Genomic DNA, 24,077 nt, shown 5'->3' with positions numbered 1-24,077 from the left:
TACGGTGACGGCAGGAACGATCCGGGTCATCAGGCTAGTGCATCAATGGTCCAGCCTGATCTCGACCGTCTTCCTGCTGCTGCTCTGCCTGACCGGCCTGCCGTTGATCTTCCACCATGAGATCGATGAATGGCTCGGCTACGCGCCACAGGCCATGCCAGTCTTGGAACGCGGTGGCAAAGCGACGGTGAACGAGATCGCGCGCGCTGCACTGGCGCATGCGCCGGGAAAGGTCCTGCAATATCTCGCCTGGGATCGCGATGCTCCGGGGCTGGTCATCGCCTACACTAACCACGCCGTCGACGGGCCGCCTGATGATGCCGTGCTCACGGCCTTCAACATCGCCGATACCAGTGCGGCGGGGCCGGTCGGCATCGGCCCGATGCTGATCCTGCTGAAACTGCACACCGACATGTATGGCGGGCTTGCCGGCAAGCTGTTTCTTGGCGGGATGGGATTGCTGTTCCTGATCGCGATCGTCTCCGGTGTTGTGCTGTATTGGCCATTCACACGGCGGCTCGAATTCGGCAGCTTGCGGCGAAGCGCATCGCGGCGGCTGCTCTGGCTCGACTGGCATAATCTGATCGGCATCACCACGCTGGTCTGGGCCCTCGTCGTCGGCGGCACCGGCGTCGTCAATACCTGGGCGGAGCTGATGCTGATGCGCTGGCAGGCGACCGAACTCGCCGCCATGGTTGCGCCCTATGCGGGGATGCCGAGGCCGTCACAGCTGGCCTCGCTCGATCAGGTGGTGGCGAATGCCAGTGCGGCAGCGCCGGGCATGGAGATCGCATTCCTGGCCTTTCCGGGGACGCCGTTCACGAGCTCGCATCATTTTGCCGCGTTCATGCGCGGCGACCAGCCGCTGACCTCCAGGCTGTTGAAGCCAGTGCTGCTCGACGGCGTCACCGGGGAAGTGACCGGGACGGCCGAGCTGCCGTTCTATCTGAAAGCGCTGTTCGTGTCGCAGCCGCTGCATTTCGGCGATTACGCTGGACTGCCACTGAAGATCATCTTGGCCGCTCTCGATCTCTTCACCATCGTGGCGATCGGCAGTGGGCTCTATCTCTGGATCGCGCGCACCCGGCGTAGGCCGCAGCGCGCGGTCATAACGCCGGGACGTCGCGCATGAGGCGGCCGGCCCAGCGCAAGCCGAGCGTCGCCGGCATCGTGGGGCCGCCGCTCGCGCTCGCCGCGATCAGCGCCATAGGCCTGGTCGCAGCCTTTGCACTTGGCCCGATCGGCGAGGTGCTGTGCTGGCTGGGCGTCGGTGCCCCGGTCGCGGTCGTCGCCTGTTTCGGGCTGAGAAGCAGGAGGCTGCGTTAACGCCTGCCGCCGACCTCGTCGATATGATCGAGCAAATCGGCTGGGTCCTCATAGACGCGGATGGCCCCGGACTGCCGCAACTCTTCCGAGCCGTAGCCGCCGCTGAGCAGGCCGACTCCGAGCGCGCGGCAGCGCGTCGCCGCCAGCATGTCCCAGATGCTGTCGCCAACCACGACGCAGCGCTCGATTGGCATTTCGAGGCGCGCTGCTGCGGCCAGAAACAGGTCCGGATCCGGCTTGGCGTAGCGAACCTGATCGCGGGTCACCACGGGACATTTCTCCGGGTCGACGCCGAGAGCGGCCAGATTGATGGCTGCAGTCTCCATGCGGCCGCTGGTCGCGACCGCCCAGGGAATGCCAGCGTCGGTCAGGAAGGTGAGCAGCTCGCGCGCGCCGGGCAGGGGGCGGACCTTGTTGCCGAGCTGCCGATAGGCTTCGGCGTGAGCGAGACGCAGCCGATCGATACGATCGGGTTCGATCGCCTCGCCGGTCTCGCGCAGGAGCTGGTTGGTGAAGAGCCCGCCGCTCATGCCGATCTTGCGGTGAATGCGCCAGACCGAGAGCTCGATGTTCTCGGCGTCCAGCGCCGTCTTCCAGGCCAGCACATGCTGGTAGACGCTGTCGACCAGCGTCCCGTCCAGATCGAACAGAAAGGCGGTTTCGATGCGCATCGGCCGGCTCCTTTTCGGCGCGGTGTCATGCATCACGCATGACACCGCCAGGGTGTTCCCAGCCTATCAGACATCTCTGACCGCTCGATGCCAACCGAGCGGATCTGACGTTCGCGAGCGGCCTGCCAACCGACTGTGGGTGCGATGGTTGACATCACATGCAGGTGATCCCTTGCAGGTGAGCCCTTGCAGGTGAGCGGGCCGATACCGGTCAGTCGCGACTAGTTCTTGGTGCGAATGAAGCCGGCCAGGCGCTTCTTCTGTTCTTCGCACCAGGTGGTCATGCCGAGCCGACGCTGATCGAAATCGGTCGTCTGCGTGGCTACAGCGACTTCCGACATCAGGCTGTCGTCCTGGCGCTCGCCCATGCGGCCGCCGGTGTGCAGATAGGCGATGGCCTTGCGCACCTGCTCGGTGGTGCCGTCGGGCATGTGCATGTCCTGGGCCTTCTGCACGAGGTCCTGGTAGACCAGGTCAGTGCCGGGACACTCGACTTTGGCGGCGAACGCCTGCAGCACCATCGTCACATATTCCGAGCGTGGCTCGGCCTGGGCTGGAGCCGCGATCATCAGCAACGCCGCCACCGTCAACGCATAACGCATCCTTGGAAACCTCCCGCTGTTTTTTTCAAGGCTAGCTCGGAGAAGCGGCTTGAGCAACAGCGGGACGCTGTGAACCGGCACACAGGATGCCGCGCGGCCTATTTATTGAGACGGCGCTCCTGCTCCTTGATCAGGAGGTCGAGCTCCTCGCTCTGCTGCGCGAGGCGGTCGGCATTGCGCTCCTCGTCGGCTGCTCCCGATTGGGACGCAGCCTGCTCGGTGATCTGGCGAATGTTGTCGCGCAGGATCGCGATGCGGGTGGCGAGCTCGGACGCGCTCAAGATGGTCGGATCGGTCAGGCTCATGGGCTCCTCGCCAATGCTTGCTTAATTTTGGGGACGCAGAATCTCCCGTGCACTGCGCCTCGTAGGGTTCCATAACGTGGAAGCCCGCGCGCCGACAAGCATCAAGCCAGCAGCAGAATACGCCAAATCGCCGCGCCTTGAGCTCGGCTCGAGAGGCAGCGGATAGGGCGCGATCCGCTCAGCGCACCGGCATCGGCGGCCGCACCACGTTATTGCCGTCGGAATCAGTGGTCACCTGCTGGGCCGCCGGAGCGGATTGCAGCGGGATCGGCGCCGGGGAAGACGGCGGGGCCGCCACGCTCTGGGCGGGTGGTGGCGTCGGGCGCGGCCGATGGACGGGCGCTGGTGCGGGGGTAGGCAAGGCACCTGCCGCAGCGGTCGCCGGCCGTGGCGCGGGGCGCGGGCGCAAGGTCTGCTCGATCGCCCTGGGGTCGAACGGCCTGGCCTCGCTGGTCTTTTCCGCCCTGGCCTCCGACAGCCGCGCGACCTCGCGCGTCAGCTGGTCCTGGCCCGTTTTCAGCTGGGCGATGCTGGCCTTGAGGTCGGAAATCTGCTGTCCCATCGCCGCAAGATCATGCGCCATGGACTGCAACAACTGGGTCTGGTCCGAAGCTGCATCGGCTCCGGCTGCCGGAGCGGCAGCCGCGGGCGCCGCGGCCGGAGCAGGCTGCGGCGCGTCGGCAGTAGCGCTCTCGCCCTCTGCGCTAGCCTGCTGCGCGGCCGGCTCGGAGGCAGTCTTGTCCGTGGGTGTCGACATCAGCGAGATATGCGGTATCCAGCGCGCGATCACCTCCTGCGCCTGGTCGCCGTAGGTCTGCCAGGCGGCAGCTGCGACGGCACTGCAGACCGCAAACCCCACCGCCATCACGGTCCGGATCACCCAGGTCGTGATCGAACTGCGTTCGGCGGGTCCATCCTCCACGCCGGCGTCGGTTACACGAAGGCGGGTGTCGACGGCAGGAACAGGAATCTCGGCCGGCCGCTGGCCCTGGCGTTCGGCACGCCGTGCAGCCTCGGCGCCCTGCGGTGACGAGACTCTGTCCGCGCGGGCGGCCAGGATGATCTCGGGATCGATCACAGCCTTAGGTTGCTGAGTGGTGTCTTGCCCAGGTGGGGTGGAAAGCATTGGCGATCCGTCCTCTATGGCCGCCCGCATCAGCAGGGCGCAGCCTTCGCTCGCATGATCGACCTTCGCGGCCGCGTCGACGCAAAACTGATACCGGTTGTCCCTCGTGCCCAGCGCATCCTGCGCCAGCACCGTTCACTTCCAACTCGCGGTTCAATTCCAAACTCAGCCCGCGCCGACCGACGTTCCCATCTACGTCAGGTCGCGCATCGGCTGGTCGATCCCTGCCATTCTCCACAGTCCAGCCAGATTTGACCAAAGCAAGGCGGTTACCTGGTAAATCTGGGGCTGCTTTGTGGGTCCGTCGGATACCTCCGCCTTCATTTTGCAATGCCAGATGCGCCTTGCCAACCAAAATAGTTTGCTCTGCAGCAAGGCCGATGTGGAACTTTTTTCCCTTTGGCGTTGGGCTCGGCAAGCGGTTCGGCTGACAGGAGTGATCTCCGATAGCGCCACAGACCGACTCGGCAGACCCAATAGTCAGCATAGACGACCCGACCGGTGTCAGTCATTGGCGTCAAGCTGACGGCCGTCGTGGCTCATGTGCAGGTATTTGGCGTTGAACAAGCCGGTGCTCACGAGGCGATCAAGCTCCGGCAGCATCAGGATCTTGCCCTTCAGCACGATCAGCTCACCGGCCCGCATGTCCTGCAGCGTCCGGTTGACGTGGACCTTGGACAATCCGGTTGCCTCGGCAAGATCGGATTGGGTGAGCGGAAACTCACACGTATTCTGCTCCGTCAGTCCGGTGAGCTGTAGCCGATAGAATATCTCGCAGAGCAGGTGAGCCATGCGCTCCAAGGCGGTCCGCTGTCCGAGATTCGTCGTCCATTCGCGCTGAATGGCGGCGGCGACCAAGGTCTCCCACCAGAACGCGGCTGCAATGCGCGGATGCTCGGCGTTGATGTCGTCGAAAAATTCCCGGGGCAGGTCGGCGATCGTGACCGGCGTGATCGTGCCGATCGAGTGATCCATCTCCTCCAGGATGAAGACGTTGAGGTCGCAGATGTCCCCAGGCAGCAGGAAGGAGAGAATCTGCCGCCTGCCGTCGTCGAGCTGCTTGTAGCGGCAGGCCCAGCCGGCCAGAATCAAGTGAACGTCTTTCGGCTTCTCGCCTTCGCGCGCGACATCGGCTCGCGCGGCGAAGCTTCTGACACGTTGTGCGGCCGCCCGGTTGAGCACCGCGCGATCGGCCGCGGACAAATGAACAAAGTGCTCAAGCTTCCGAATGACATGATTCAAGGCCCGGTCCCCCCACACGACTGGGTTTGATGGCGCCTGATCGACGGCCCACCTTACCAAGGGCTTACGTCTTTCGCACTTGCATTATGGGGCGACGCTGCAGCTGATGAGAGCGACCCACAAGCATTCTCAGGCGCCGGATCGGCCCCTGGGTCGCGTCCGGGCGGCTGAGCGCGGATTGTTAACTAAGCCGCGGCGCGCGGGGCGTGCGAGGGGCGCTGGCCCGACTCGAGCAGGCCGCGCAGCTTCAAGGCATCGGCGGGTGCAGCGCTCTTCTGATCGTTGTCGAAATAGACAAAGACATCGCAGCCCTGCGCCTTCCAGGAGCGGATGCGTTTCGCCCAGGCGCTCAGCATGGCCGCCGGATAGTTGTCCTTGTAGTCGCCGCCGGGCCCGTGCCCGCGCACATAGACGAAATCGGCCGTGCGCTTCCATGGCGCCGGCGCGTCGTGATGGTCGGACAAACAAAGCGAGATGTTCTCGTCGGCGAGCATCCGCATGATACGCGGGCAATACCAGCTCGGATGACGGAATTCGAAACTGTATCGTCGCTTGCTCGGCAACAGCTTGAAGAACGCACCGAGCCGGTCGGGATCGGCTTCGAACTGCGGCGGCAGCTGAAACAGCACCGGGCCGGCTTTGTCGCCGAGCAGCTTGAGCCGGCTCTCCATCAGTTCCAGGCTGTTGACCGAACGGTCCGACAGCCGTTTCCAATGCGTGATGAATTTGGACGCCTTCCAGGCGAAGACGAAGTCGGGCCCGGTCTGCTCGCGCCAGCTGCGCACCGCGTCTTCGGTCGGTGTGCGATAGAACACGCCATTCAGCTCGGTGGTCTGAAACTGGCTCGCATAGTACCGCAGCTGATGCTTGATCAACAATTCGCCGGGGAAGAAGACGCCGCGCCAGGAGCCGTAATGCCAGCCGGAAGTGCCGATCAGAATCCGCGCCATGATCCGCTCGCGATTGCAAACAAGCTTCTCACATCACAAGCGATCAAGCCAGATGCGGTTCCACCCTGAGCCCACGCAGGTTGGAGGCGGCGGAGTAAGCGCGATACGCAGTGTCAGAGCCGCCAACATTACATCACGTTGTGCCGGGGAACATTGCCGCGCATCGGTGTGTTGCTGCGTCGTGACGGGAGGTCTTGCGATGGCGAAGGAATCAGCACGGCAAAGGCGCATCACCGGTCGGGTGATGCATGAGTTCAAGCATGGCGAGCTCCGAAGCGGCCGCGGCGGCAAGGTCAAGAACCGGCGGCAGGCGATCGCAATTGCGTTGGAGGAGGCGGGCGAGTCCAAATATGAAAGCCCCCGCCGCAACAAGCGCAATCTGCGGCGGACCGAGCGCAAGGAGGCCGAGGGACGCACCGGGCAGCAGGAGCGCGAAGGCCAATCGCGTGTCGGGGCGTCCGGCCGGCGCGAGAGCACGCGCGCCATGGGCGGGCGCAACGCGCGCAAGTCAACCGCGCGGGGACGGAAAGCTGCGCGATCGCGGGCGCGGAGGTCCGGCGGTCCAACGCGGCAAGAGCTCTACGCCAAGGCAAAGAAGCGTGGGATCGAGGGCCGCTCGAAGATGAGCAAGCGTCAGCTGGAAAACGCACTTCGTTTGAAGTGAACAGGCTCGAGAAGTGAGCGGCTCGAGATGGATCGAGTCTGCGCTGCGGCCGTTTGTACGCCCGCGGCGCCGTCTCTCGCATCAACCTCCGGCGGCGGTCACGCGCCACACCGTGTTGCCGACGTCGTCGGCGATCAGCAGCGCACCGGTCTTGTCGACGGCAAGGCCGACGGGCCGGCCCCGCGCTTCATCGTTGCTGTTCAAGAAGCCCGTGACCACGTCCTGCTCCGGACCGTTTGGTTTGCCGTCGGCGAACGGCACATACACGACCTTGTAGCCGTTGAGCGGCGTGCGGTTCCAGCTGCCGTGCTCGCCGACGAAGGCGCCGCCGTGATAGGCCTGCGGCAGTGCGTCGGCGGTGTAGAACACCAGCCCAAGCGGCGCGACATGCGAGCTCAAGGCGTAGTCCGGCACGATCGCCTTTTCGACCAAATCCGGACGCTGCGGCATCACGCGCGGGTCGACATGCTGGCCGTAATAACTATAGGGCCAACCGTAGAAGCCGCCATCCTTCACCGAGGTCATGTAGTCCGGCACCAGGTCCGGGCCGAGCTCGTCGCGTTCATTGACCACCGTCCAGAGCGCGCCGCTCTGCGGCTCGAAGGTCAAACCGTTCGGATTGCGCAGGCCGCTGGCGAAGATGCGCCAGCGTCCGTTGGCGCGGTTGACCTCGAGGATGTCGGCGCGGTTCTTCTCGGCCTCGATGCCGTTCTCGGTGATGTTGCTGTTGGAGCCGACGCCCACATAGAGCAGGTTGCCGTCGGGGCTGGCGGTCAGGCTCTTGGTCCAGTGATGGTCGATCGGGCCGCCCGGCAGCGGCATCAAGGTCGTGCCGGGCGCGGTCATCTGCGTCTCACCCGGCGTGTAGGGGTAGCGCACGATCGCGTCGGTGTTGGCGATGTAGAGATCGTTGCCGACCAGCGCGACGCCGAACGGCGAATTGAGGTGGTCGAGGAATACGCTCTTGCTCTCCGGCACGCCGTCGCCGTTGGCGTCGTGCAGGAGCGTGATGCGGTTGCTCGGCCCGGTCTTGCCGCCGGATGTGACCCAGGATTCGACCAACCCCATGACGATGTCTTTCGGCCGCTTGGGCGCAGGCGGCGGGGGCGCCTTGGATTCCACGACGAGGACATCACCATTCGGGAGCGTGTAGAGCGAGCGGGGGTGCTGCAGGTCAGTGGCGAGCGCCTCGATCTTCAGACCTGGCGCCACGGTCGGGGTCTCACCCTGCTTCCAGCCAACGACGGTCGCCAGCTTCATCGGCGGCAGCAGGAATTGCTGCAGCGCCGGCAGGGGCGGGTTGGGGCCGTATTCGGCCTTGGGATCGCCGCCCTCGTGACAGCCGGCCAAGCCGAGCGCGGTGCCGCTGAGCAGCAGTGTGATGAAGAGCGGCGCGACGCGGAAGGTGTTCGATCTCATCATCGGGCCACTCCTACGCCGTGGCGGTAGACCATCGACCAGCCGAGCCAACCGGTGATCGGCAGGATCAGAACCGTGAGCAGCGAGAGGATGAGGCCGGTCGGCACCACCGATGTCCAGGCATCGCGCGTGTGGACCATGTTGTTGAAGAACGCCAGTACGAGCAACAGCAGGTTGCCGAGCATATGCGGCCAGGCCGGCGTCTGCGACCGGATCAGGCGATTGCCGAGGAAGTCGATCAGTCCGGCGATTCCGGCCAGCACGCCCATGATCAGGCCGACCAGCAGCAGCCAGGCCGAGATATCGGTCCACATCATCTCGCCGGTCTGCCAATAGACGATATCGGTGATGAACGCGCCGATGAAACACACGATCGGGAACGGTACTAACATGGGATGGATCGGGTGCCGCGCGATTTGTACGGTCGGCTCAAGCATGACTTTATGGGTTTCGGAAATCGTCAAAGCGGAGCTCCTCGGCAGCGAGAAGAGGGATGCTGCGCCAACCTGACTGCCTCGCGTCGGTTCCTTTTGGACGGCGAACTTCACTGTTTGTTGGTGGCGGCGAGTTCCGAGAGCGCGATGTCGCTCTGCTCGCGCGGCAGCCGTATCGATCAATGGCGGATGGCGACCAACTGCATGCTTCGTCGCTGTCGGTCCCTCGCAATGACGCCAGTTGCTCGGGACATGCCAGGAATGCATCAGCGGCGCGAGGCACTCGAGCGGCACCTCAGCGTGATCAGTGGGTCTTGTTCAGCGGCGCCTGCGTGCCGCGCGCGCTGTCGCTGCCGGCGTCGTTGCGTGGCATCGCCGGCGCGGGAGCGGAAGGCTCGCTCTGCTTCGGCACGGCGCTGCCGGTGGTCTGCTGGCTCGTGGTCTGCGCATCCTGCCGTGGCACGCGATCGCCTGCGAACGACCAGATCATCAGGACGATCGCGAAGGCGACCAGGGCGATCGGAATGATCACACCATAAGGCATGCTGCTGCGCACTGGAACATCGCTGCCGGCCGGGCCGTTGCGCTCCATCTGATCCTGCGCCGCGAAAGTGTCCCTGGTGTTCTGATCAAGACGGGCGCGCTCCGCCGGCCGCAACCGGCCCGCGCGTATGACGGCATAGGCCAGGACCAGACCGAGGATGATGATGCCGATTCCCCAGCCCCAAAACGTTTCAGCGCCGCCTGTTCCGCCGCCCATGGAAGCCGCTCCATTTTGCTCGTTCATGCCGACCCGAAGTCGACGTCATCGAGCAAAACAAACGGGCCAGCCAAATCGTTCCGAGATCGCAGCGCACTCGGCGCGGGCTACTTAGACGAGCTACTTAGAAGAGCTACTTAGGACCAGCGCTCAGAGATCGATCACGACATAGGCGTCCTCGATCGTCACCGGATAGCGCTCGGCCACATAGGGCCCTTTCACCAGTTCGGCGCCGGCTTCGAGCTTGACCTCGTAATTGCGCAGGCGGGTCGAGCGCGGGTCGCACCAGGACTGACCGGTGGCGAGCTCGAATTCCCAACCGTGCCAGGGACAGCGCAGGAACTCCCCATGTCGTTCCAATCGGTAGTCGCCCGGACCGGCGGATCTTGCGATGCCCGTGACCACGCCCTTGCAGATCTGGGCGCCGCCATGCGGACAGCGGTTGAGCAGCGCGTGCAAGCGTCCCTCGACATTGAAGAGCGCGATCTCGCGGCCGTCGACGGTTGCGACTTTGCGCGATCCCGGCGGCAGCTCGTCTGCCGGACAAACCACGTGGCGGCTCATGACAGCCGATACAATGCCACGGCATTGTCCCTGAAGATCTTGCGGCGCTGTTCCTCCGTCATCGGGAATTTGAACGAGAAGCTCGGATTGTCGTAATCCCAGTGCGGATAGTCCGATGAGTAGAGCAGGCGATCCCAGCCGATCCAATCGATGATCTCGACCAGATGACGCGCATGGTCCGGCTCCTCGATCGGCTGTGTCGTCCACCAGATGTGCTCGCGCAGATAGTCCGATGGGCGCCGCTTCAGGTGCGGCACCTCTTTCCGGAATTTCTCGAAGTGCTTGTCCATGCGCCAGGCCAGCGCCGGCGCCCAGGCGAAGCCGCCTTCGACCAGCACCACTTTCAGCTTCGGGAAGCGCTCGAACACGCCGCCGAGGATGAGACTGGCCGCAAGCGATTCCATGCAGGCGACGAACACATAATGCTCCTGCAGGTAATAGGTCGGCCAGCCGGAGCCGGTCGACGGGTGTCCGCCATTGTAGCCGACCGGATGCAGGCCGATCGGCAGGCCGGCGCGCTCGGCCGCCTCGTAGATCGGCCAATAGCGCGGATGACCGAGCGGATCGGACGGCCGCGACGACATCATGATCTGCACATAGCGACGATCGCCGGCGCAGCGCTCGATCTCGGCAATCGCAGATTCGGGGAATTCCTGCGGCACGACGATGCCGGCCCGCAACCGCGGCTCCTCGCGGACCCAACGGTCGATCTGCCAATCATTGGTCGCGCGCGACATTGCGGCAGCAAAGCCGGGATTGCGCTCCTCCATGCCGCCCTTGCTCAGCGCCATCAGCAGGCCGAACTCGACGTTGACGGGATCAAGATGCTGCTTGCGCAGCATGTCGAGATCAGAGCCGGCAGGCCCGGTCTCGGGCAGGGCGTCGCTGCGCATGCCCGCCGCCATCATCCGCGGAAACATTAGCGAGCTGGAGAGCGCCTGTCGCACATGCACGCCATAGGTTTGATAGTGCTCGCGCCAGCGCGGCTCGAGATAGGGTGAGAGTTCGCCCGGCGTGCGGTGCGCCGGATGGATGTCGCAATCGACCACCGCGAGCGTCTGGCGCGCGGTCTGTTCGAGAAATGGAGCGTTCATCGCACGTCCTCCTTGATCGCTGCAGTCCCGCCGCCGACCGCGCGTTGCGAGAGGCGCTGATAGGTCGCCATCGCATTGTCGATGAGAACCTTCCTCACGGAGGGCTGGGGCAGCCCGTCGGGCAGCACGTCCTCGCCATCGAACTGCCAATGCGGATAGTCGGTCGCGAACAGCAGCATCTCGTCCGAGCCGATCCGGTCGACCACCTGTGCCACCGCCGTCGGGTCGGGCGCATCGAACGGCTGGGTGGTCAGGCGGATATGCTCGCGGATGATCTCGGACGGCCAGCGGTCGACCCAGGGCGTCTCGGGCCGTGCGCCGCGCCAGGTCTTGTCGGTTCGCCACATCGTTACTGGAAGCCAGCTGACACCGGATTCCAGGAAGACGAATTTGAGGCCCGGACAACGCTGAAACACGCCTTCGGCGATCAGGCTCACGGTCTGGTTTTCGAACGCCTGCGCCTGCGCGACATAGTCCTCGAACTGGTAGCACGGCCAGCCGACGATGGTCGGCGCGTAGCGATAGGTGCTGCCGGCGTGCACGGCCACGACCAATCCGTGCCGTTCGGCGGCCTCGTAGACGGGAAAGAACTCGCGCCGGCCGAGCGGCCGCTCGCCCATCGCCAGCAGCAGCAGCTGGACGAAGCGGTGGTCCGGGGCGAGCCGCTCGATCTCGGCGACCGCCTGCGAGATATCCTGCGGATGGATCAGGATCGAGCCGCGCAGGCGAGGCTCGCGATCCAGCCATTCGGTCCGGAGCCAATCGTTGACGGCGCGACAGAGCGCTGCCGCCATGTCGTCATTGTGGAGCGCCACGCAGCCGTGGATCACATTGGCGATGGCGAATTTGAGATCGAAAGCGTCGAGCACATGCGCGCGCAAGGCTTCGAGCGGATTGGCTGTCGATTGCAGCCGCCAGTCGGCGCGCATGCTGATCGGCGCATTCGGCGGATAGCTCATCATCGCAAACGGCATGCGGTCGATCGCGCGATTGACGATCTGGTCGCGCCAATAGTCGTTGAGATAAGGCAGGAGCTGCGCCATGCTGGGCGCGGGCACATGCAGATCGCAATCGATTGCTCCTGCGGAAGGCATCTTCATCGGCGTGCTCCGTAACTCCAATCGTTCTGATCCCGATCCGCGGCGTCTCATGCCGGGGCGGCTTGATCCATCTTTGCTGCCGCTACGTCCGAAGCCGCGCTCGTCGTCTGCCTGCGCTGCGACAGTCCAAGCACGACGACACAGCTGGCCATGATGAGCGGCGGCAGCGCCGCAAGCAGGAACAGGTTGGCGACCGGCAGCTGGCGCGCGATCAGGAAGCCGGCGATCAGCGGTCCCGTGATCGAGCCGATCTTGGCAACCGACAGCGCCCAGCCGACCGCGGTGGACCGGTTGGCGCTCGGATAGAACAGGCCGACGGCGCTGTTCAGGCCCTGGTGACCGCCGACCACGAAGAAGCCGACGCAGGCCATCGCCACCAGGAACGCACTGCCACCGAAGCCGGCGAGGCCGACCGAGGCAACCAAGGGCGACGCGATCACCGGCATGATCGCAATCGCCAGCACGCCGAGCCTGTCCAGCATCCAGCCGACCATCAAGGCGCCGACGGCGCCGCCGAGGCTGAACATCGACAGCGCGAACGCGGCCTGCGCCGGCGTGTGTCCCGATGCCTCGGCGAGGATCGGTGTCCAGCTGCCGAGGAAGAACATGGTCATCGAGCTGGCGATATAGGCGAGCCACAATAGCGGGGTGATCAGCGCGAGCTGCCCGTCGAACAAGGCCGCGATCTTCGAACTCAGGCCGGTGCCGGCATGGCCGGGTTGGTTCTCTTCATCGATGACGAAGCGTGCGGTTGAGCGTGCCTGCAGGCCCAGCTCGATCCTGTTGAGGATGCGCGCGACTTCGTCGGGTTGTCTCCCTTGAACGACCAGGAATTTGATCGACTCGGGAAGCGTGAAGAAGCTGAGCACGGCGGCAGCCAAGGGCAGCACGCCGCCGATCCAGAACACGATCGGCCAACCGAACTGCGGCACCAGCCAGGCCGCGATGACGCCGCCGGCGCTGCCGCCTGCGACATAGCCCAGCATGATGATCGCGACCACCGTGCCCCGATATCTGCCCGGCACATATTCGAGATTGAGCGAGAAGCACAACGGCGCTAGGCCGCCGATGCCGAGGCCGGCGAGGAAGCGCAACGCGATGAGGGAATTGAGATCGCCGGCCCAGACGGTCAGCAGGCTGAAGCCGCCGAAGGTGACCGTCGCGGCGATGATCGACAGACGCCGGCCGATGCGGTCTCCGAGATAGCCGAAGATCAGGCCTCCGACGAGAATGCCGAACACGCCGGCGCTGAAGACGATGCCGAGCGAGCCCTTGTCGATGCTCCAGCTGCGGACGACGGTCGGCGCGGCAAACGCCATCGCGTGCAGGTCGTATCCGTCGAGAAACATCATGACCGTCGACAGGATCATGACGGTCAGCACCAGCCCGTTCCGGCGCTGGCGCTCGATAACAGCGCTGACATCAATGATGGCGGCTGCGCTCATTGTCGTTCCTTCCCCTTCGCCGTTGCTTTGTTTTTGGCGGCTTTGATGCAAACCGCTCTGGCGACGGCCGGCCTTTCTGGGCGGAGCAGCCGACCTCGCAAGCGCAACTGAAAGTCGCGCCGGCGGCCAAAGCAGTTTGCAGGAGAAGGCTATTTGCTTCGGGTTCGCAGGAGAATAAGCTATTTCGGCGTGATATCTTTTCCCAATTGGATGAAATGACGGATAGCCTTTTGAATATGAAGGCTTTTGTGGCGACCGTCCGGGCCGGCAGCTTCTCCGAGGCCGGCCGGCAGCTTGGGGTCGCGCCCTCGGTCGTGACCAAGCGGGTGGGGCAGCTCGAATGGTCGCTGCGCTGCACGCTTCTGCGCCGCAGCACGCGCCGGCTACAGCTGACGGAGGTCGGCGAGCGCTATCTCGATGCCATCCGCGGCATCGTGCGCGAATATGATGAAATGGTCGCGGGCATCAGACGCTCGCCCGAGGAGCTCGAAGGCCAGGTGCGAATCAAGGCACCGGCCTCGCCAATGGCGATCGATCTGGCAGAAATCCTTTCATCGTTTCAGATCAAATATCCACGTGTGACCTTGGAGGCCGTTCTGGTCGATCGCACCGTCAATCCGGTCGAAGAGGGATTCGACATCGTGCTAACGATGATGCCGTCGTCGTTCCACGGCGTGCTCGAAGAGCCATTGCAGGCGTTTCCGCGCGTGCTCTGTGCCGCCCCGTCCTATCTCGCGCGGCGCGGCGCTCCGCATCACGTCCGCGATCTCGTCCATCACGATTGTCTCGTCTTCGCTCCGATGGGACCGGTGTGGACGTTCGAAGGCAGGACCGGAGTGATCACGGTCGCAGTGCGTCCGCACTTCGTCAGCAACAACAATGCGCTTCTGATCGATGCGCTGTGCGCAGGCAGCGGCATTGCGGTGGTGTCGCGGGCGGCGGTCGCGGTGCCGTTGCGCACCGGCGCGCTGGTCGAAATCCTGCCGGAGATCCCGATTCCGGATCTCTGGGTCAAGGCGCTGGTCCCGGCCACACGGGCCAATCTGGCGCGTGTGCAGACCTTGCTCGCCGCCATTCGCAACGCCTTTCATGCCGTGGCGGCGACAAGTCCGGCGCGCGTCAGCGGTGCGGCTTGACCGCCGGGATGCGGGAGCTATCGATTGCGACGATTGGCTGCTAAGCAGCGCGTACGAGCGCTTGGCGTGGAAGAATTGGCGCAGAAGAAGAGGACACAATCATGATTGAGACCGTCGGCATCATCGGAGCAGGCACCATGGGCAACGGCATCGCGCAGGTATGCGCGCTTGCCGGCGTGCCCGTGGTCATGGTCGACATTTCGGACGCAGCGGTCGAACGCGGCCTGTCGACCGTCAGCTCAAGCCTCGATCGCCTTCTGAAGAAAGACAAGCTGACGGCCGCCGACAAAGAGGCGGCGCTGTCGCGCATCACCGGCACCACCGACAAGAGCAAGCTTTCGGCATGCGATCTCGTCATCGAAGCTGCGACCGAGAACGAGGAGCTGAAGCACAAGATCCTCAAGGACCTCTGCGCGACCTTGAAGCCGGAGGCGCTGATCGCGACCAACACGTCGTCGATTTCGATCACCAAGCTTGCGACCGCGACCGACCGGCCGGATCGCTTCATCGGCCTGCATTTCTTCAATCCGGTGCCGATGATGGCGCTGCTCGAACTGATCCGGGGCCTGCAGACCTCCGACGCGACCCATGCCGCCGCTGAGGCCTTTGCCAAGCGGATCGGCAAGGTCGCGATCACCGCCAAGAACAGCCCCGGCTTTGCGGTCAACCGCATTCTCTGCCCGATGATCAACGAGGCGATTTTCGCGCTCTCGGAAGGCATCGCGACCGCCGCTGACATCGACGAAGGCATGAAGCTCGGCTGCAATCATCCGATTGGGCCGCTGGCGCTCGCCGATCTCATCGGCCTCGACACGATGCTGTCGGTGATGGAAGTGTTCTACAACGGCTTCAACGATCCGAAATATCGCCCGGCGCCGCTGCTGAAGGAAATGGTCGCTGCCGGGCAGCTCGGCCGCAAGACCGGCAAGGGCTTCTACGATTACAGCAAGTAGTAATTGCGGAGCGCTTTGATCGTTGCGGCGGGCGGCAAGGGCGCGTCCGCCGCAGCGATGATCGGATCGACCATTCCGGACTGACAATTATTGCTTCAAAACCAATTCGCAAAAATCAGTTCTGCGCAAACCTTGTTGCGCGACCAACTCATTGCAAATATCGTTGCGGCGTACAAGCAATCGTCGCGACCTCGTATCAGTCGCGTCAAGAAGCGGGCAACCCGCCGCGCCCTTCAGACGGCACAGCGCCGGGTGGGTAAGGGGCCATGCCTTGCTGATGCGGCCCACTAAACCTCGAACCCGGCGTGCCGTTCGTGGGTTTGCCGCTATGCGCTGGTCCGAAGGGTTACCGACGCACTCAGCGGATCTGGTACGGAGGTGGAGTCATCAAACCTCCCTTGCTTTCGCGGTTGGCCATTGTCAGCTTGCGGCTGCCGTCGCTTGCGCGGCTGCACCCGCTGCATTGACACATGTTATGCTCCTCCCATGCCACGGCGCTGTCAAGGCACTTTGTGACACGATGATGAATGAGTCATTGTGGCAGATGTCGCAAGCGAATCGCGCCTCGCCTCCGTGTCTGACCGCTGCGGTAAGCAAGTGTGCGAATCCATCCTTGCCGGCGTCGGATAGCAAACTAGATAGGTGACAGCTAGTCCGCCATTGACGCTGCGCAGTTTGCGCGGATGAACAACACGTAGTGTCTGTCAGCTCCGCCGCAGCGATGTTCGTCAAACTGCCGCGTTTGCGGAGTATGCGAATAGAGGTTCCCGGGAACCAAATGGATTCACGGCGTCTTGTTGCCCGGGGTCAACATTCAGGAGAAGGCCGATGAGAGCAGCAACAATCGCTTTGGCGGGGATCGCGGCCGTAGCTATCAGCATGTCTGTGGCGGCGGCCGAGCAAGGCACGACCGGCATGGTGACAGGCATCAACCGGTTGAACGGCACGATTTCGATCCAGCGGATTCAGACCGGGACCGTGGGCGCCAACACCTCCGGCACGGCCGAGGAGTTCAAGATCAAAGACAATGCGATGGTCGAGGACATCCACGCCGGAGACCGCGTGACGTTTTCGACGTCCGACGGCGGCGGCACGAAGACGATTACCAAGCTCGACCGCCAGAAATAGTGCGATAAGATCGAGGCGCGCAGCTCCTGCGATCAGGCCGGCACAAGATCTCCGGCCGCCGGGGAGCTGCGCGTTCGCGGTGTGCGGAGCGGGGGGCGCAGATGATGCATCGGCGGTGGGTCGACCGGACGACGGGAAATGAGCGGGGCGGCGTCGCGCTGAGTCTCGCGATCCAGCTGATCGCCATGCTGCTGCTCTCGCAGCCCGTGCGCGCAGATGATCTCTACCGCGCACAGACCATCGTCACCGGGCAGTTCGAGCCGAACCGAAGCATCGGCTTTGCGGTCTGCCTCGAGGATGTGTTGATCAAGGTCTCCGGCGCGCTGCAGCTCGCCGGAGATTCCCGACTTGCGCCGTACAAGGCGCGCGCCGCCGAGTTCGTCACCGGCTTCGATTATCACGACCAGATGACGGGCACGCCGAAGCGTGACGAACAGGGCACCCGCGACCGGCCTTACGATCTCATCGTTGATTTCGACAAAGCCAAGATCGACGATCTGCTCGGCACGCTGGGGCTGAAGCCGTGGGCATCGCATCGCCCCATGCTCGGTGTCATCGTCGCGATGGCGCCGGGCGGGCGCACCTACTTCGTGGCCGCCGATGGCCGGCAGTCGGAGCTGCAGCGCGAGGCGCTCCGTGCGGCGGCGCTCAAGCGCGGAGTCTCGATCGTGTTGCCCGACAGCGCAGCTCTGGCGCAGGGAAAGATCGAAACTGCCGATGTTATCAAGACATCGTCCGCGGACTTGGCAGCGGCGCTGAGCGGGCAAGGCGCGGAAGCGATCCTGATCGGGCAGCTCAGCTGGGATGATGACGCGCTTGGCTGGTCGACGGAGTGGCGGCTGGATGTCGACGGCCGGCCGCATCGCTGGCATCTCGCTGGCGTCACCTTCGACGAAGCGTTTCGGCGCGGACTCGGCGGCGCCGCGCAGATCCTGTCCGGTAACGGCGCGCCGCAATAGCAATCGCGCTTGCTGCATCGCGACTGCGACAATCCGTGCACGGAACGGCGCGTTTGTTCCTGAGTTCCTCCTTCAAATGAGGAGGTCGTCATCATGAACCTGAAGACATGTCTCGCTGCCGCACTTGTTGTGGCAGCGCCCGCTTCGGCATTGGCTGCGCCGGGGCTGGTCCGCAATTCGGCCACGCTGCGCGCCGGACCCGGGTTCGGCTTTCCAGCCGTCGATCGCATTCCCGCCGGCGCCCGCGTCAACATTCACGGCTGCATCCGTGGCGGTGCGTGGTGCGATGTGAGCTTTGCGGGTGAACGCGGCTGGGTCGCCGCGACCAGGCTCGCTTATCTGTATCGCCATCGCTACGTCTATCTGCCCGACTATGCCGATGACGTTCCGATCGTGCCGTTCGTACTGTCAAGCTATTGGGACAGCTATTATGTCGGCCGTTCCTGGTATCACCGCCACGCTTATTGGGATCGCTACTGGCATCAGCACCCGCCGGCAGTGGCGTATGGCCCGCGCCCGCATGCGCGCTTCGCCGGGCGGTCCGATATTGGCGTCGCGCCCGGACCGGGCGTGGTCGGCCGCGGATGGCATCGGCAGGGGCCAGGCGGGTTTGCGCAGCATGAGCGCGGCCCAGGCGCTCCGATCGCGATCGGGCACCAGGCCGGCCCACATCGCTTCGGCGGCATGCAGCCAGGCCCTGGCGCACAGGTCGGCGCGCGCTTTGCACCCGGCCCGGTGGCCCGTCCGAACGTGACGCCCCACATAGCGCAACCCAACTTCGCGCGGCCGAGCGGGCCTCCGATGGCGGCCCACGCGCAGATGGGCGGCGCTCCGCGCGGCCCATCTGGTGGTGCCCCGCAGATGGGTGGCGCGCCGCATGGCGGTGGTGCCCCGATGGGCGCCGCGCCTCATATGGGTGGCGGAGGTGGTGGTCCGCGGGGCGGTGGCCCCGGTCATCCACATTGATCTCGCCAACTTGTGATTCAGGCAAGAAGCTCGGCCATCGCGCCGGGCTTTTTGCTGTGGGAATACCGGACTGGCGAATGCCGCGTCAGCGACTACATAAATCCGCATTCCCCCCGCATCATTCAGTCTCTCTGCTGCCGCGTGAAGAAGCTCGTGCTTGTATTCCTGATGCTCATCGTCGTGCCGATCTCTGTATCGGCTGTGAACTATCTGCGCGGCGATCGCCGCGGCAGTTGGCAGACCGCTGATCGTTCGAGCGCCGGGCTCCTGGCGCCTCCGTCCGAGCGTGCGGACGCTGTCGTCCGCGTCTTCGCCGCGCGCACGGTGCGCTGGCGCGGGATCTTCGCGGTCCACACCTGGATCGTGGTGAAGGAGAAGGGCGCGCCGCGCTACACGCGCTACGACTACACCGCGTGGGGCGAGCCCGTCCGGGTCGACGGTTTTGCGCCAGACGGGCGCTGGTTCGGGGCGGTCCCTGAAGTCGTGCTTGCGGTCGATGGCGACGACGCCGAGCGCGTCATTCCCACGATCCGCAGCGTGATCGAGACCTACCGGTTTCGCGCCTACGGCGACTACAATGCCTGGCCGGGACCGAACTCCAACACCTTCGTGCAGGCCGCGCTCAATGCCGTTCCCGAACTCAATGCGGTGCTGCCGCCGACGGCGATCGGCAAGGATTTTCCGGTCGCCGACTGGTGGGGCCTGACCCCATCCGGCACCGGCGTGTTCGCTTCGCTCGGCGGCTATCTCGGGCTGACAATCGGCTGGATCGAAGGCGTCGAGTTGAACGTCTTCGGCGGCGTGCTCGGCGTCGATCTGCGCAGGCCGGCACTGAAATTTCCCGGTGTCGGCCGCCTCGGCATGCCGCTGGCGTAACCGATCCACTCAGTCTGGCACTATGCGTTCAGCGCTTCCGCTCGGCGCGGCTGAAATTGCTCAAATGGCCTTCCCGCGCGGCTTGTGCCCGCGCCGCCTTCTTGATGCCCGCGCTCTTGCCGGGAGGTGCGACCAGCGAAGGCAGTCGCGTCAGCCTCTTGCTGCCGCAGCTCGGACAAACCGGCGTCTCCGACATGCCGATCAACAACTCGATATCTTCGGCACATTTGGCGCAGTGAAAGCTGTAGAACGGCATGCCGCGTCTCCTGTTGGATACGACCGGCACTGCAGAAACCGGGCCATGCCGGTTTCCGCGGCGACTGCCTCAAAGGGCGGCAATTCACGCCCATCGGCACGCAGTTTGTCCCGGAGATGACGCGGGTCTGCGTCGCGGAGCCGACAGTGGCAATGTGGGCCGTTAGCGGCTCACGCGCTGGTCTTCGGCGTATATTTGCCCGCGATGCATTTATAGCTTTCCAGATGCCAAGCCTGGTACGGCCCCTTCGACAGCCAGTCGGCGATGCCGATCTGGGCGTTGACGGAGCATGACATCATGGTGATCCCAGACATCTCGCTGTTGGTGACCACCTTCTCCATGCAGACCTGGCCGTTGCAGAGCAGTGCGACGAGAGTGACGAGCACGGTATTCCTGCCTTCAAAAAGTGAACCCGGTTAAGGATGACGAAAGCAGGGTTCATGCCAAGTTATGAATCTGAACCGTGATTCTACGGTAGTGGGTTGCTCTTGCCGGTCGCAATCCTTCGAAGCTGTTGCGCGACGGACAACGAATTCCGCTTCGCCGTTGCGTGGCCCGGATCAGTGGGAACGGCCCCGATGGGATGCGATGCGACGGCCTTCTCTTCTTCAAGGATGAGGGATGATCGGATGAAACTCGGCACCATCCGATTGGCGGCTGCGCTTGTCGTGGCGAGCGGTTGCGTATCGGCGCAAGCAGGCGGTGGTGGCGCTGGCACCGGACCGGGCGACGCCGGCATGTCGCCGTGCGCGGGGCGTGCACCGGCACGATGAACAACAACAATGCTTCGGGCTCGGGCGACGGCCATGCGGACAGCTCGAGCCATCTCGGCCGGCATTGACGACCGGCGAGATCGTGTTTTGCCGCGTTGATAGGCAACGTTGGAACGCGCAGAAGCTTGAGCTGTTTGTTGCTCGAACGGCCAATGCGTCTTGGCGATGCGTCTTGGCGCTGCCGTTTGTAGTTGGTTCGGTGCCCGCGATCTTGCGCGCATCGCGATGAGGACAGGCTTGACGAAAGGAGTTGACCATGCGGAGATCAAGACAGCTTGCAGCTCTTTGTCTCTCGGGCGCGGTATTCGCGGCAGCGAACGCGCCTGCTTCGGCGGCGCCGGCCACGGCGCTCTCTGCAGCTGCTAAACCCGCCATTGCCGCGAACGACAATGTCCAGCAGGTCCGCTTCGGCGGATTTCACGGCGGCGGATTCCACGGCGGCTTTGGCGGCTGGCATGGCGGTTTTGGCGGCTGGCGCGGGGGCGGTTGGCACCGCGGCGGTTGGGGCTGGGGCGCAGGCGCGCTTGCGGCCGGCGCTCTAATTGGCGCCGGGATCGCCGCCTCGACGCCCTACTATTGGGACGATCCCTATGATTACGATTACGGTCCCGCCTATCCGGCTTACGGCTATGTCGGCGTCGGGTATGGGCCTGGGCCCTATGCCTATTATGGCCGTCCATTGTGGCGGCGGGGCTGGGGTCCCGGTCCCTGGTGGTAATTCGCGTCTGTCTGCGCGGTCGCGGTGACCACGTAGCTTCGTTATCTGCCGAACCTTTGATCTTCGTGCGTCGGAACGGAGTGAATATCCGTTCAAGAAAGTTTCGGGGCGGAAACCGGAACGGCGCCACCGAGCATTTGTTGGCTCAACAGGGGTGAGGAAGGTAACGAGAGGAGAGACGACATGCAGAAACTGTCCTGCGTTCTCGCTGCGCTTGCGACCTTCGCGGTGGCGGTTCCGACCGTGGCGAGCGCCGACGATTTCGGCTTCCGCGTCGGCGTCGACCGCGACCACTACTACGATCGCGACTTTGGACCGCGGGTCTATCAGCACGATCGCGGCTGGCACCGTGGATGGTATGATCGCGACGCTGACCGCACCGTGATCATCAGGCGCCATCACTATCACGATTGGGATGACTAACAGTCGCCCCTCCAATCGAAATGGCTCCCCTTGCGGGGAGCCATTTTTTTGTCTGTCGTTGGCGCGAAACTCGAGCCGCGCGCTTCAGCCAAACAGCGCCACGTAAACCACGTAGAGCCAGCCGAGAATGCCGTGGATGATCGCCCACAGGATGGAATGATTGTTGGTGTAGGAGATGCTGATGGCGAGCGCCGAGCCGAAGCCGACGCCATATTTGGCGCCTTCGACGCGAATGCCGTAAGTGCGGTTGCCGTTCATGATCTTCTCCGACTGTCGCTGCCGTGAAGCGGGCGCTCATGCCTTGCGGACGAATTCCGATTTCAGGTTCATCTGCCCAATGCCATCGATCTTGCAGGCGATGTTGTGACCATCGCTGGCCTCCTGCAGACGGATATTGCGCACCTTGGTGCCGCCTTTGACGACCGAGGACGACCCTTTGACCTTCAGATCCTTGATCACGATCACGCTGTCACCATCGGCCAGCACGTTCCCATTCGCATCCCGAATCTGTGAGGTCTCGGACGTCTCGGCCGCGGCCGCCGGCCCATCGCTCCATTCATGGCCGCATTCCGGGCAGACCCATAGCGCGCCATCCTGATAGGCGTGCTCGGATCGGCATTGCGGGCATGTCATCGCGTCCATGGTGACCTCTTCTCTTGTGACGAGGCAAACCGATAGAAGCGGAACCGGGGAAGTCAAGTGCGACGTCCCGCATCGGCCAATAAGCCGGCGCAACGAGCCAGCCCAGGCGCACGAAGCAGGTCACGCGCTGATGCGAGTGATTGGCATCACCGCTCCGCGGGTCCATGCGGCGTGCCGTAGGCGGTGTCGGCCACGATCACCGCATCGCGCAACTCATATCCGGTGCTGACCGGGTTGATGCTCACGGTCGGCGGCCGTTCCAGACGCAGACCTGGCACGCGCAACAGCTGATCGAGGAAGATCGCAGCCTCGTGCAGCGCGACTGCGGCGCCGGGGCAGCGGTGCGGCCCATCGCCGAAGCTCATTACGCTGGCAGAAACTTTCGCCGGCCTCGTGCGGTCGGGATCGAGCTGATGCGGGCAGGGGCCGGTCGCCGCTGTATCGCGGTTTGCGGCTGCGACGTCGATCTCGACCAGACTTTGCGCAGGAAGCACGACCGGGCTGGACTCGGTGTCGAGCGCGATCTCGCGCTCGGCGCGGCGTTTGAGCACGGACACCACCGGCTCCAGCCGCAGCACCTCTTCGAGGATCGTCATCCGCTCCTGTTCATCGGTTGCGAGAAAGCGCGCTTTGAGATCGTCATGCTCCAGCAGCCGCCACGCCGCCATGACGATGAACTCGCGCGTGGTCGCCATGCCGGCGGCGCCGTAGGTGAGACATTCGGTCAGGATCTCGCGGTTCGAATAGCTCTGGCCGATCAGATGCGAGATCACGTCCTCGCGCGGCTGGCGGCGCCGGGCCCGGATGGCCGGGCGGACGTCGAACCAATAGAAGCTCAGCATGCGGTATTGGCCGAGCAGCACCTGCCGTAACATCGCGCGCAGGCCGCCGTCGCGCGGCGGCGCGCTGAAGAAGCGGTTGAGCCGGACCGCCATCCTGTCGCGCGGGCTGTCGGTCAGGCCCACGATGTCGGCGGCGACGGCCACCGCAAGCTCGAGGCTCATGTCATCCAGCCGCGCGCGCCCGGCCGCGCGAAAGCGGTCGATCAGATCGCGGCTGGTTCGCTCGATCAGTTCGCGATAGCGCGTGGCGACCACGCGCGGGGCGAAGAAGCGTGCCGTGGCGCTCCGCTGCCGCTGATGCGGCTCGCCATCCTGGTACAGCACCGGCGCATGGCGACGGCCGATAAAGCGGGCCACCAGTTCCGCATTGAACCCGGCCTGCCGGACGGATGGGGACCTCAGCACGTCCCGCGCCGCGGTGAAGCCATCGACCCTGACAACCGGCGAGACGTCGCTTTGCCTCTGTTGCTCCGTGCGCGACTGGAACTCGCGCGGGCAGCTATCAGCGCGTGCGGTTGCGGATTCGGAGACCATGAGCGTGCCTCATCTTGCGCGACGGTGTTGCGTTAGATGGGGCGTGGCGACGCAAGATCAATTGATGTGATGCGTCCTTGCGCTGCGGGAACGCATGGAACGGAAGCCGGTTGAGACATTCATCAGCCGAAGAGACGTGTTGTGGCGATGCGATGTGCATGTGCCCGCG

General features: G+C 64.3%; 29 protein-coding genes. 11 read left to right on the top strand and 18 right to left on the bottom strand.

Translation table 11 applies throughout. The annotated features are described in order from the left end of the window. Positions 1-4 precede the first annotated feature (4 nt). The gene (locus tag ACQR1W_RS03735; protein WP_434849540.1) at positions 5-1,132 is read left to right on the top strand and encodes a PepSY-associated TM helix domain-containing protein; all 1,128 of its coding nucleotides are present in this window, start codon (positions 5-7) and stop codon (positions 1,130-1,132) included. After that, on the top strand, positions 1,129-1,326 hold the full coding sequence (locus ACQR1W_RS03730) for a hypothetical protein (RefSeq protein ID WP_434849539.1): 198 nt from the start codon (positions 1,129-1,131) through the stop codon (positions 1,324-1,326). The genes ACQR1W_RS03735 and ACQR1W_RS03730 overlap by 4 nt, the downstream gene beginning before the upstream one ends. Here the strand turns inward: ACQR1W_RS03730 and ACQR1W_RS03725 are convergent. From ACQR1W_RS03725 to ACQR1W_RS03700, 6 genes are all read right to left on the bottom strand, one after another. Continuing rightward, the gene (locus ACQR1W_RS03725) at positions 1,323-1,997 is read right to left on the bottom strand and encodes an HAD family hydrolase (protein ID WP_434849538.1); all 675 of its coding nucleotides are present in this window, start codon (positions 1,995-1,997) and stop codon (positions 1,323-1,325) included. The two genes, ACQR1W_RS03730 and ACQR1W_RS03725, sit on opposite strands and share 4 nt — an antisense overlap. Before the next feature lie 221 nt (positions 1,998-2,218). Continuing rightward, complete coding sequence (locus ACQR1W_RS03720) at positions 2,219-2,599, bottom strand: hypothetical protein (protein WP_008970493.1); 381 nt, start codon at positions 2,597-2,599, stop codon at positions 2,219-2,221. A gap of 98 nt (positions 2,600-2,697) precedes the next feature. After that, the gene (locus ACQR1W_RS03715; protein ID WP_008970494.1) at positions 2,698-2,904 is read right to left on the bottom strand and encodes a hypothetical protein; all 207 of its coding nucleotides are present in this window, start codon (positions 2,902-2,904) and stop codon (positions 2,698-2,700) included. 178 nt (positions 2,905-3,082) lie between these two features. After that, complete coding sequence (locus ACQR1W_RS03710; RefSeq protein ID WP_434849537.1) at positions 3,083-4,162, bottom strand: hypothetical protein; 1,080 nt, start codon at positions 4,160-4,162, stop codon at positions 3,083-3,085. A gap of 372 nt (positions 4,163-4,534) precedes the next feature. Then, positions 4,535-5,272: a Crp/Fnr family transcriptional regulator gene (locus tag ACQR1W_RS03705; RefSeq protein WP_434849536.1), complete on the bottom strand. Its 738-nt coding sequence runs from the start codon at positions 5,270-5,272 to the stop codon at positions 4,535-4,537. A 185-nt stretch (positions 5,273-5,457) separates the two neighbouring features. Further along, positions 5,458-6,222, bottom strand: coding sequence for a DUF72 domain-containing protein (locus ACQR1W_RS03700; protein ID WP_434849535.1), 765 nt, complete (start codon positions 6,220-6,222; stop codon positions 5,458-5,460). 199 nt (positions 6,223-6,421) lie between these two features. Here ACQR1W_RS03700 and ACQR1W_RS03695 point away from each other — a divergent pair, with 199 nt between their 5' ends. Then, entirely contained in the window at positions 6,422-6,886 is a 465-nt protein-coding gene (locus ACQR1W_RS03695; protein WP_434849534.1) for a DUF6496 domain-containing protein, read from the top strand. 81 nt (positions 6,887-6,967) lie between these two features. Here the strand turns inward: ACQR1W_RS03695 and ACQR1W_RS03690 are convergent, their stop codons facing one another. The 7 genes from ACQR1W_RS03690 to ACQR1W_RS03660 all read right to left on the bottom strand — a co-directional run bounded on the left by ACQR1W_RS03690 (position 6,968) and on the right by ACQR1W_RS03660 (position 13,702). Then, the gene (locus ACQR1W_RS03690; protein WP_434849533.1) at positions 6,968-8,308 is read right to left on the bottom strand and encodes a PQQ-dependent sugar dehydrogenase; all 1,341 of its coding nucleotides are present in this window, start codon (positions 8,306-8,308) and stop codon (positions 6,968-6,970) included. Next, positions 8,305-8,742: a DUF2231 domain-containing protein gene (locus ACQR1W_RS03685; protein ID WP_434849718.1), complete on the bottom strand. Its 438-nt coding sequence runs from the start codon at positions 8,740-8,742 to the stop codon at positions 8,305-8,307. Before ACQR1W_RS03685 ends, ACQR1W_RS03690 begins: the two co-directional genes overlap by 4 nt. 301 nt (positions 8,743-9,043) lie before the next feature. Beyond that, positions 9,044-9,499, bottom strand: a complete 456-nt coding sequence (locus ACQR1W_RS03680) for a hypothetical protein (protein WP_434849532.1) — start codon at positions 9,497-9,499, stop codon at positions 9,044-9,046. A 150-nt stretch (positions 9,500-9,649) separates the two neighbouring features. Next, positions 9,650-10,063: a Rieske (2Fe-2S) protein gene (locus tag ACQR1W_RS03675; protein ID WP_434849531.1), complete on the bottom strand. Its 414-nt coding sequence runs from the start codon at positions 10,061-10,063 to the stop codon at positions 9,650-9,652. Next, the gene (locus ACQR1W_RS03670) at positions 10,060-11,157 is read right to left on the bottom strand and encodes an amidohydrolase family protein (protein WP_434849530.1); all 1,098 of its coding nucleotides are present in this window, start codon (positions 11,155-11,157) and stop codon (positions 10,060-10,062) included. The genes ACQR1W_RS03675 and ACQR1W_RS03670 overlap by 4 nt, the downstream gene beginning before the upstream one ends. Further along, positions 11,154-12,257: an amidohydrolase family protein gene (locus ACQR1W_RS03665; RefSeq protein WP_434849529.1), complete on the bottom strand. Its 1,104-nt coding sequence runs from the start codon at positions 12,255-12,257 to the stop codon at positions 11,154-11,156. The genes ACQR1W_RS03670 and ACQR1W_RS03665 overlap by 4 nt, the downstream gene beginning before the upstream one ends. Before the next feature lie 47 nt (positions 12,258-12,304). Further along, a complete protein-coding gene (locus tag ACQR1W_RS03660; protein WP_434849528.1) occupies positions 12,305-13,702 on the bottom strand; it encodes an MFS transporter in 1,398 nt (465 codons plus the stop codon). Between the two features lie 236 nt (positions 13,703-13,938). On the opposite strand from ACQR1W_RS03660, the gene ACQR1W_RS03655 reads away from it, so the two are divergent. The 6 genes from ACQR1W_RS03655 (at position 13,939) to ACQR1W_RS03630 (ending at position 19,720) form a co-directional block, all read left to right on the top strand. Next, on the top strand, positions 13,939-14,838 hold the full coding sequence (locus ACQR1W_RS03655) for a LysR substrate-binding domain-containing protein (RefSeq protein ID WP_434849527.1): 900 nt from the start codon (positions 13,939-13,941) through the stop codon (positions 14,836-14,838). A gap of 101 nt (positions 14,839-14,939) precedes the next feature. Further along, the gene (locus ACQR1W_RS03650; protein WP_434849526.1) at positions 14,940-15,791 is read left to right on the top strand and encodes a 3-hydroxybutyryl-CoA dehydrogenase; all 852 of its coding nucleotides are present in this window, start codon (positions 14,940-14,942) and stop codon (positions 15,789-15,791) included. A gap of 828 nt (positions 15,792-16,619) precedes the next feature. Continuing rightward, positions 16,620-16,919 (top strand): copper-binding protein, encoded by a 300-nt coding sequence (locus ACQR1W_RS03645; protein WP_434849525.1) that lies wholly within the window; start codon positions 16,620-16,622, stop codon positions 16,917-16,919. Between the two features lie 101 nt (positions 16,920-17,020). Further along, positions 17,021-17,878, top strand: coding sequence for a DUF2066 domain-containing protein (locus ACQR1W_RS03640; RefSeq protein WP_434849524.1), 858 nt, complete (start codon positions 17,021-17,023; stop codon positions 17,876-17,878). A gap of 93 nt (positions 17,879-17,971) precedes the next feature. Next, positions 17,972-18,844, top strand: coding sequence for an SH3 domain-containing protein (locus ACQR1W_RS03635; RefSeq protein ID WP_434849523.1), 873 nt, complete (start codon positions 17,972-17,974; stop codon positions 18,842-18,844). Positions 18,845-18,997: 153 nt separating this feature from the next. After that, complete coding sequence (locus ACQR1W_RS03630) at positions 18,998-19,720, top strand: DUF3750 domain-containing protein (protein ID WP_434849522.1); 723 nt, start codon at positions 18,998-19,000, stop codon at positions 19,718-19,720. A gap of 28 nt (positions 19,721-19,748) precedes the next feature. Here ACQR1W_RS03630 and ACQR1W_RS03625 read toward each other — a convergent pair whose 3' ends face one another. Then, positions 19,749-19,976 (bottom strand): FmdB family zinc ribbon protein, encoded by a 228-nt coding sequence (locus ACQR1W_RS03625; protein WP_434849521.1) that lies wholly within the window; start codon positions 19,974-19,976, stop codon positions 19,749-19,751. A gap of 170 nt (positions 19,977-20,146) precedes the next feature. Then, a complete protein-coding gene (locus ACQR1W_RS03620; protein WP_008970073.1) occupies positions 20,147-20,362 on the bottom strand; it encodes a hypothetical protein in 216 nt (71 codons plus the stop codon). Between the two features lie 643 nt (positions 20,363-21,005). Between ACQR1W_RS03620 and ACQR1W_RS03615 the strand changes: the two genes are divergently transcribed. Together ACQR1W_RS03615 and ACQR1W_RS03610 are read left to right on the top strand one after the other, a co-directional pair. After that, a complete protein-coding gene (locus ACQR1W_RS03615; protein WP_434849520.1) occupies positions 21,006-21,467 on the top strand; it encodes a hypothetical protein in 462 nt (153 codons plus the stop codon). Positions 21,468-21,650: 183 nt separating this feature from the next. Further along, positions 21,651-21,890 (top strand): hypothetical protein, encoded by a 240-nt coding sequence (locus tag ACQR1W_RS03610; RefSeq protein WP_434849519.1) that lies wholly within the window; start codon positions 21,651-21,653, stop codon positions 21,888-21,890. A gap of 84 nt (positions 21,891-21,974) precedes the next feature. On the opposite strand, the gene ACQR1W_RS03605 is transcribed toward ACQR1W_RS03610, so the two are convergent. From ACQR1W_RS03605 to ACQR1W_RS03595, 3 genes are all read right to left on the bottom strand, one after another. Continuing rightward, the gene (locus ACQR1W_RS03605) at positions 21,975-22,148 is read right to left on the bottom strand and encodes a hypothetical protein (protein WP_434849518.1); all 174 of its coding nucleotides are present in this window, start codon (positions 22,146-22,148) and stop codon (positions 21,975-21,977) included. Between the two features lie 36 nt (positions 22,149-22,184). Continuing rightward, positions 22,185-22,532 (bottom strand): zinc ribbon domain-containing protein YjdM, encoded by a 348-nt coding sequence (locus ACQR1W_RS03600; protein WP_434849517.1) that lies wholly within the window; start codon positions 22,530-22,532, stop codon positions 22,185-22,187. Positions 22,533-22,678: 146 nt separating this feature from the next. Beyond that, the gene (locus ACQR1W_RS03595) at positions 22,679-23,908 is read right to left on the bottom strand and encodes a cytochrome P450 (RefSeq protein WP_434849516.1); all 1,230 of its coding nucleotides are present in this window, start codon (positions 23,906-23,908) and stop codon (positions 22,679-22,681) included. Between the last annotated feature and the right edge of the window lie 169 nt (positions 23,909-24,077).

The sequence above is a fragment of the Bradyrhizobium sp. HKCCYLS1011 genome (assembly GCF_051167795.1).
Classification (GTDB): Bacteria; Pseudomonadota; Alphaproteobacteria; order Rhizobiales; family Xanthobacteraceae; genus Bradyrhizobium.
This window is presented reverse-complemented; position numbering and strand designations above follow the sequence as displayed.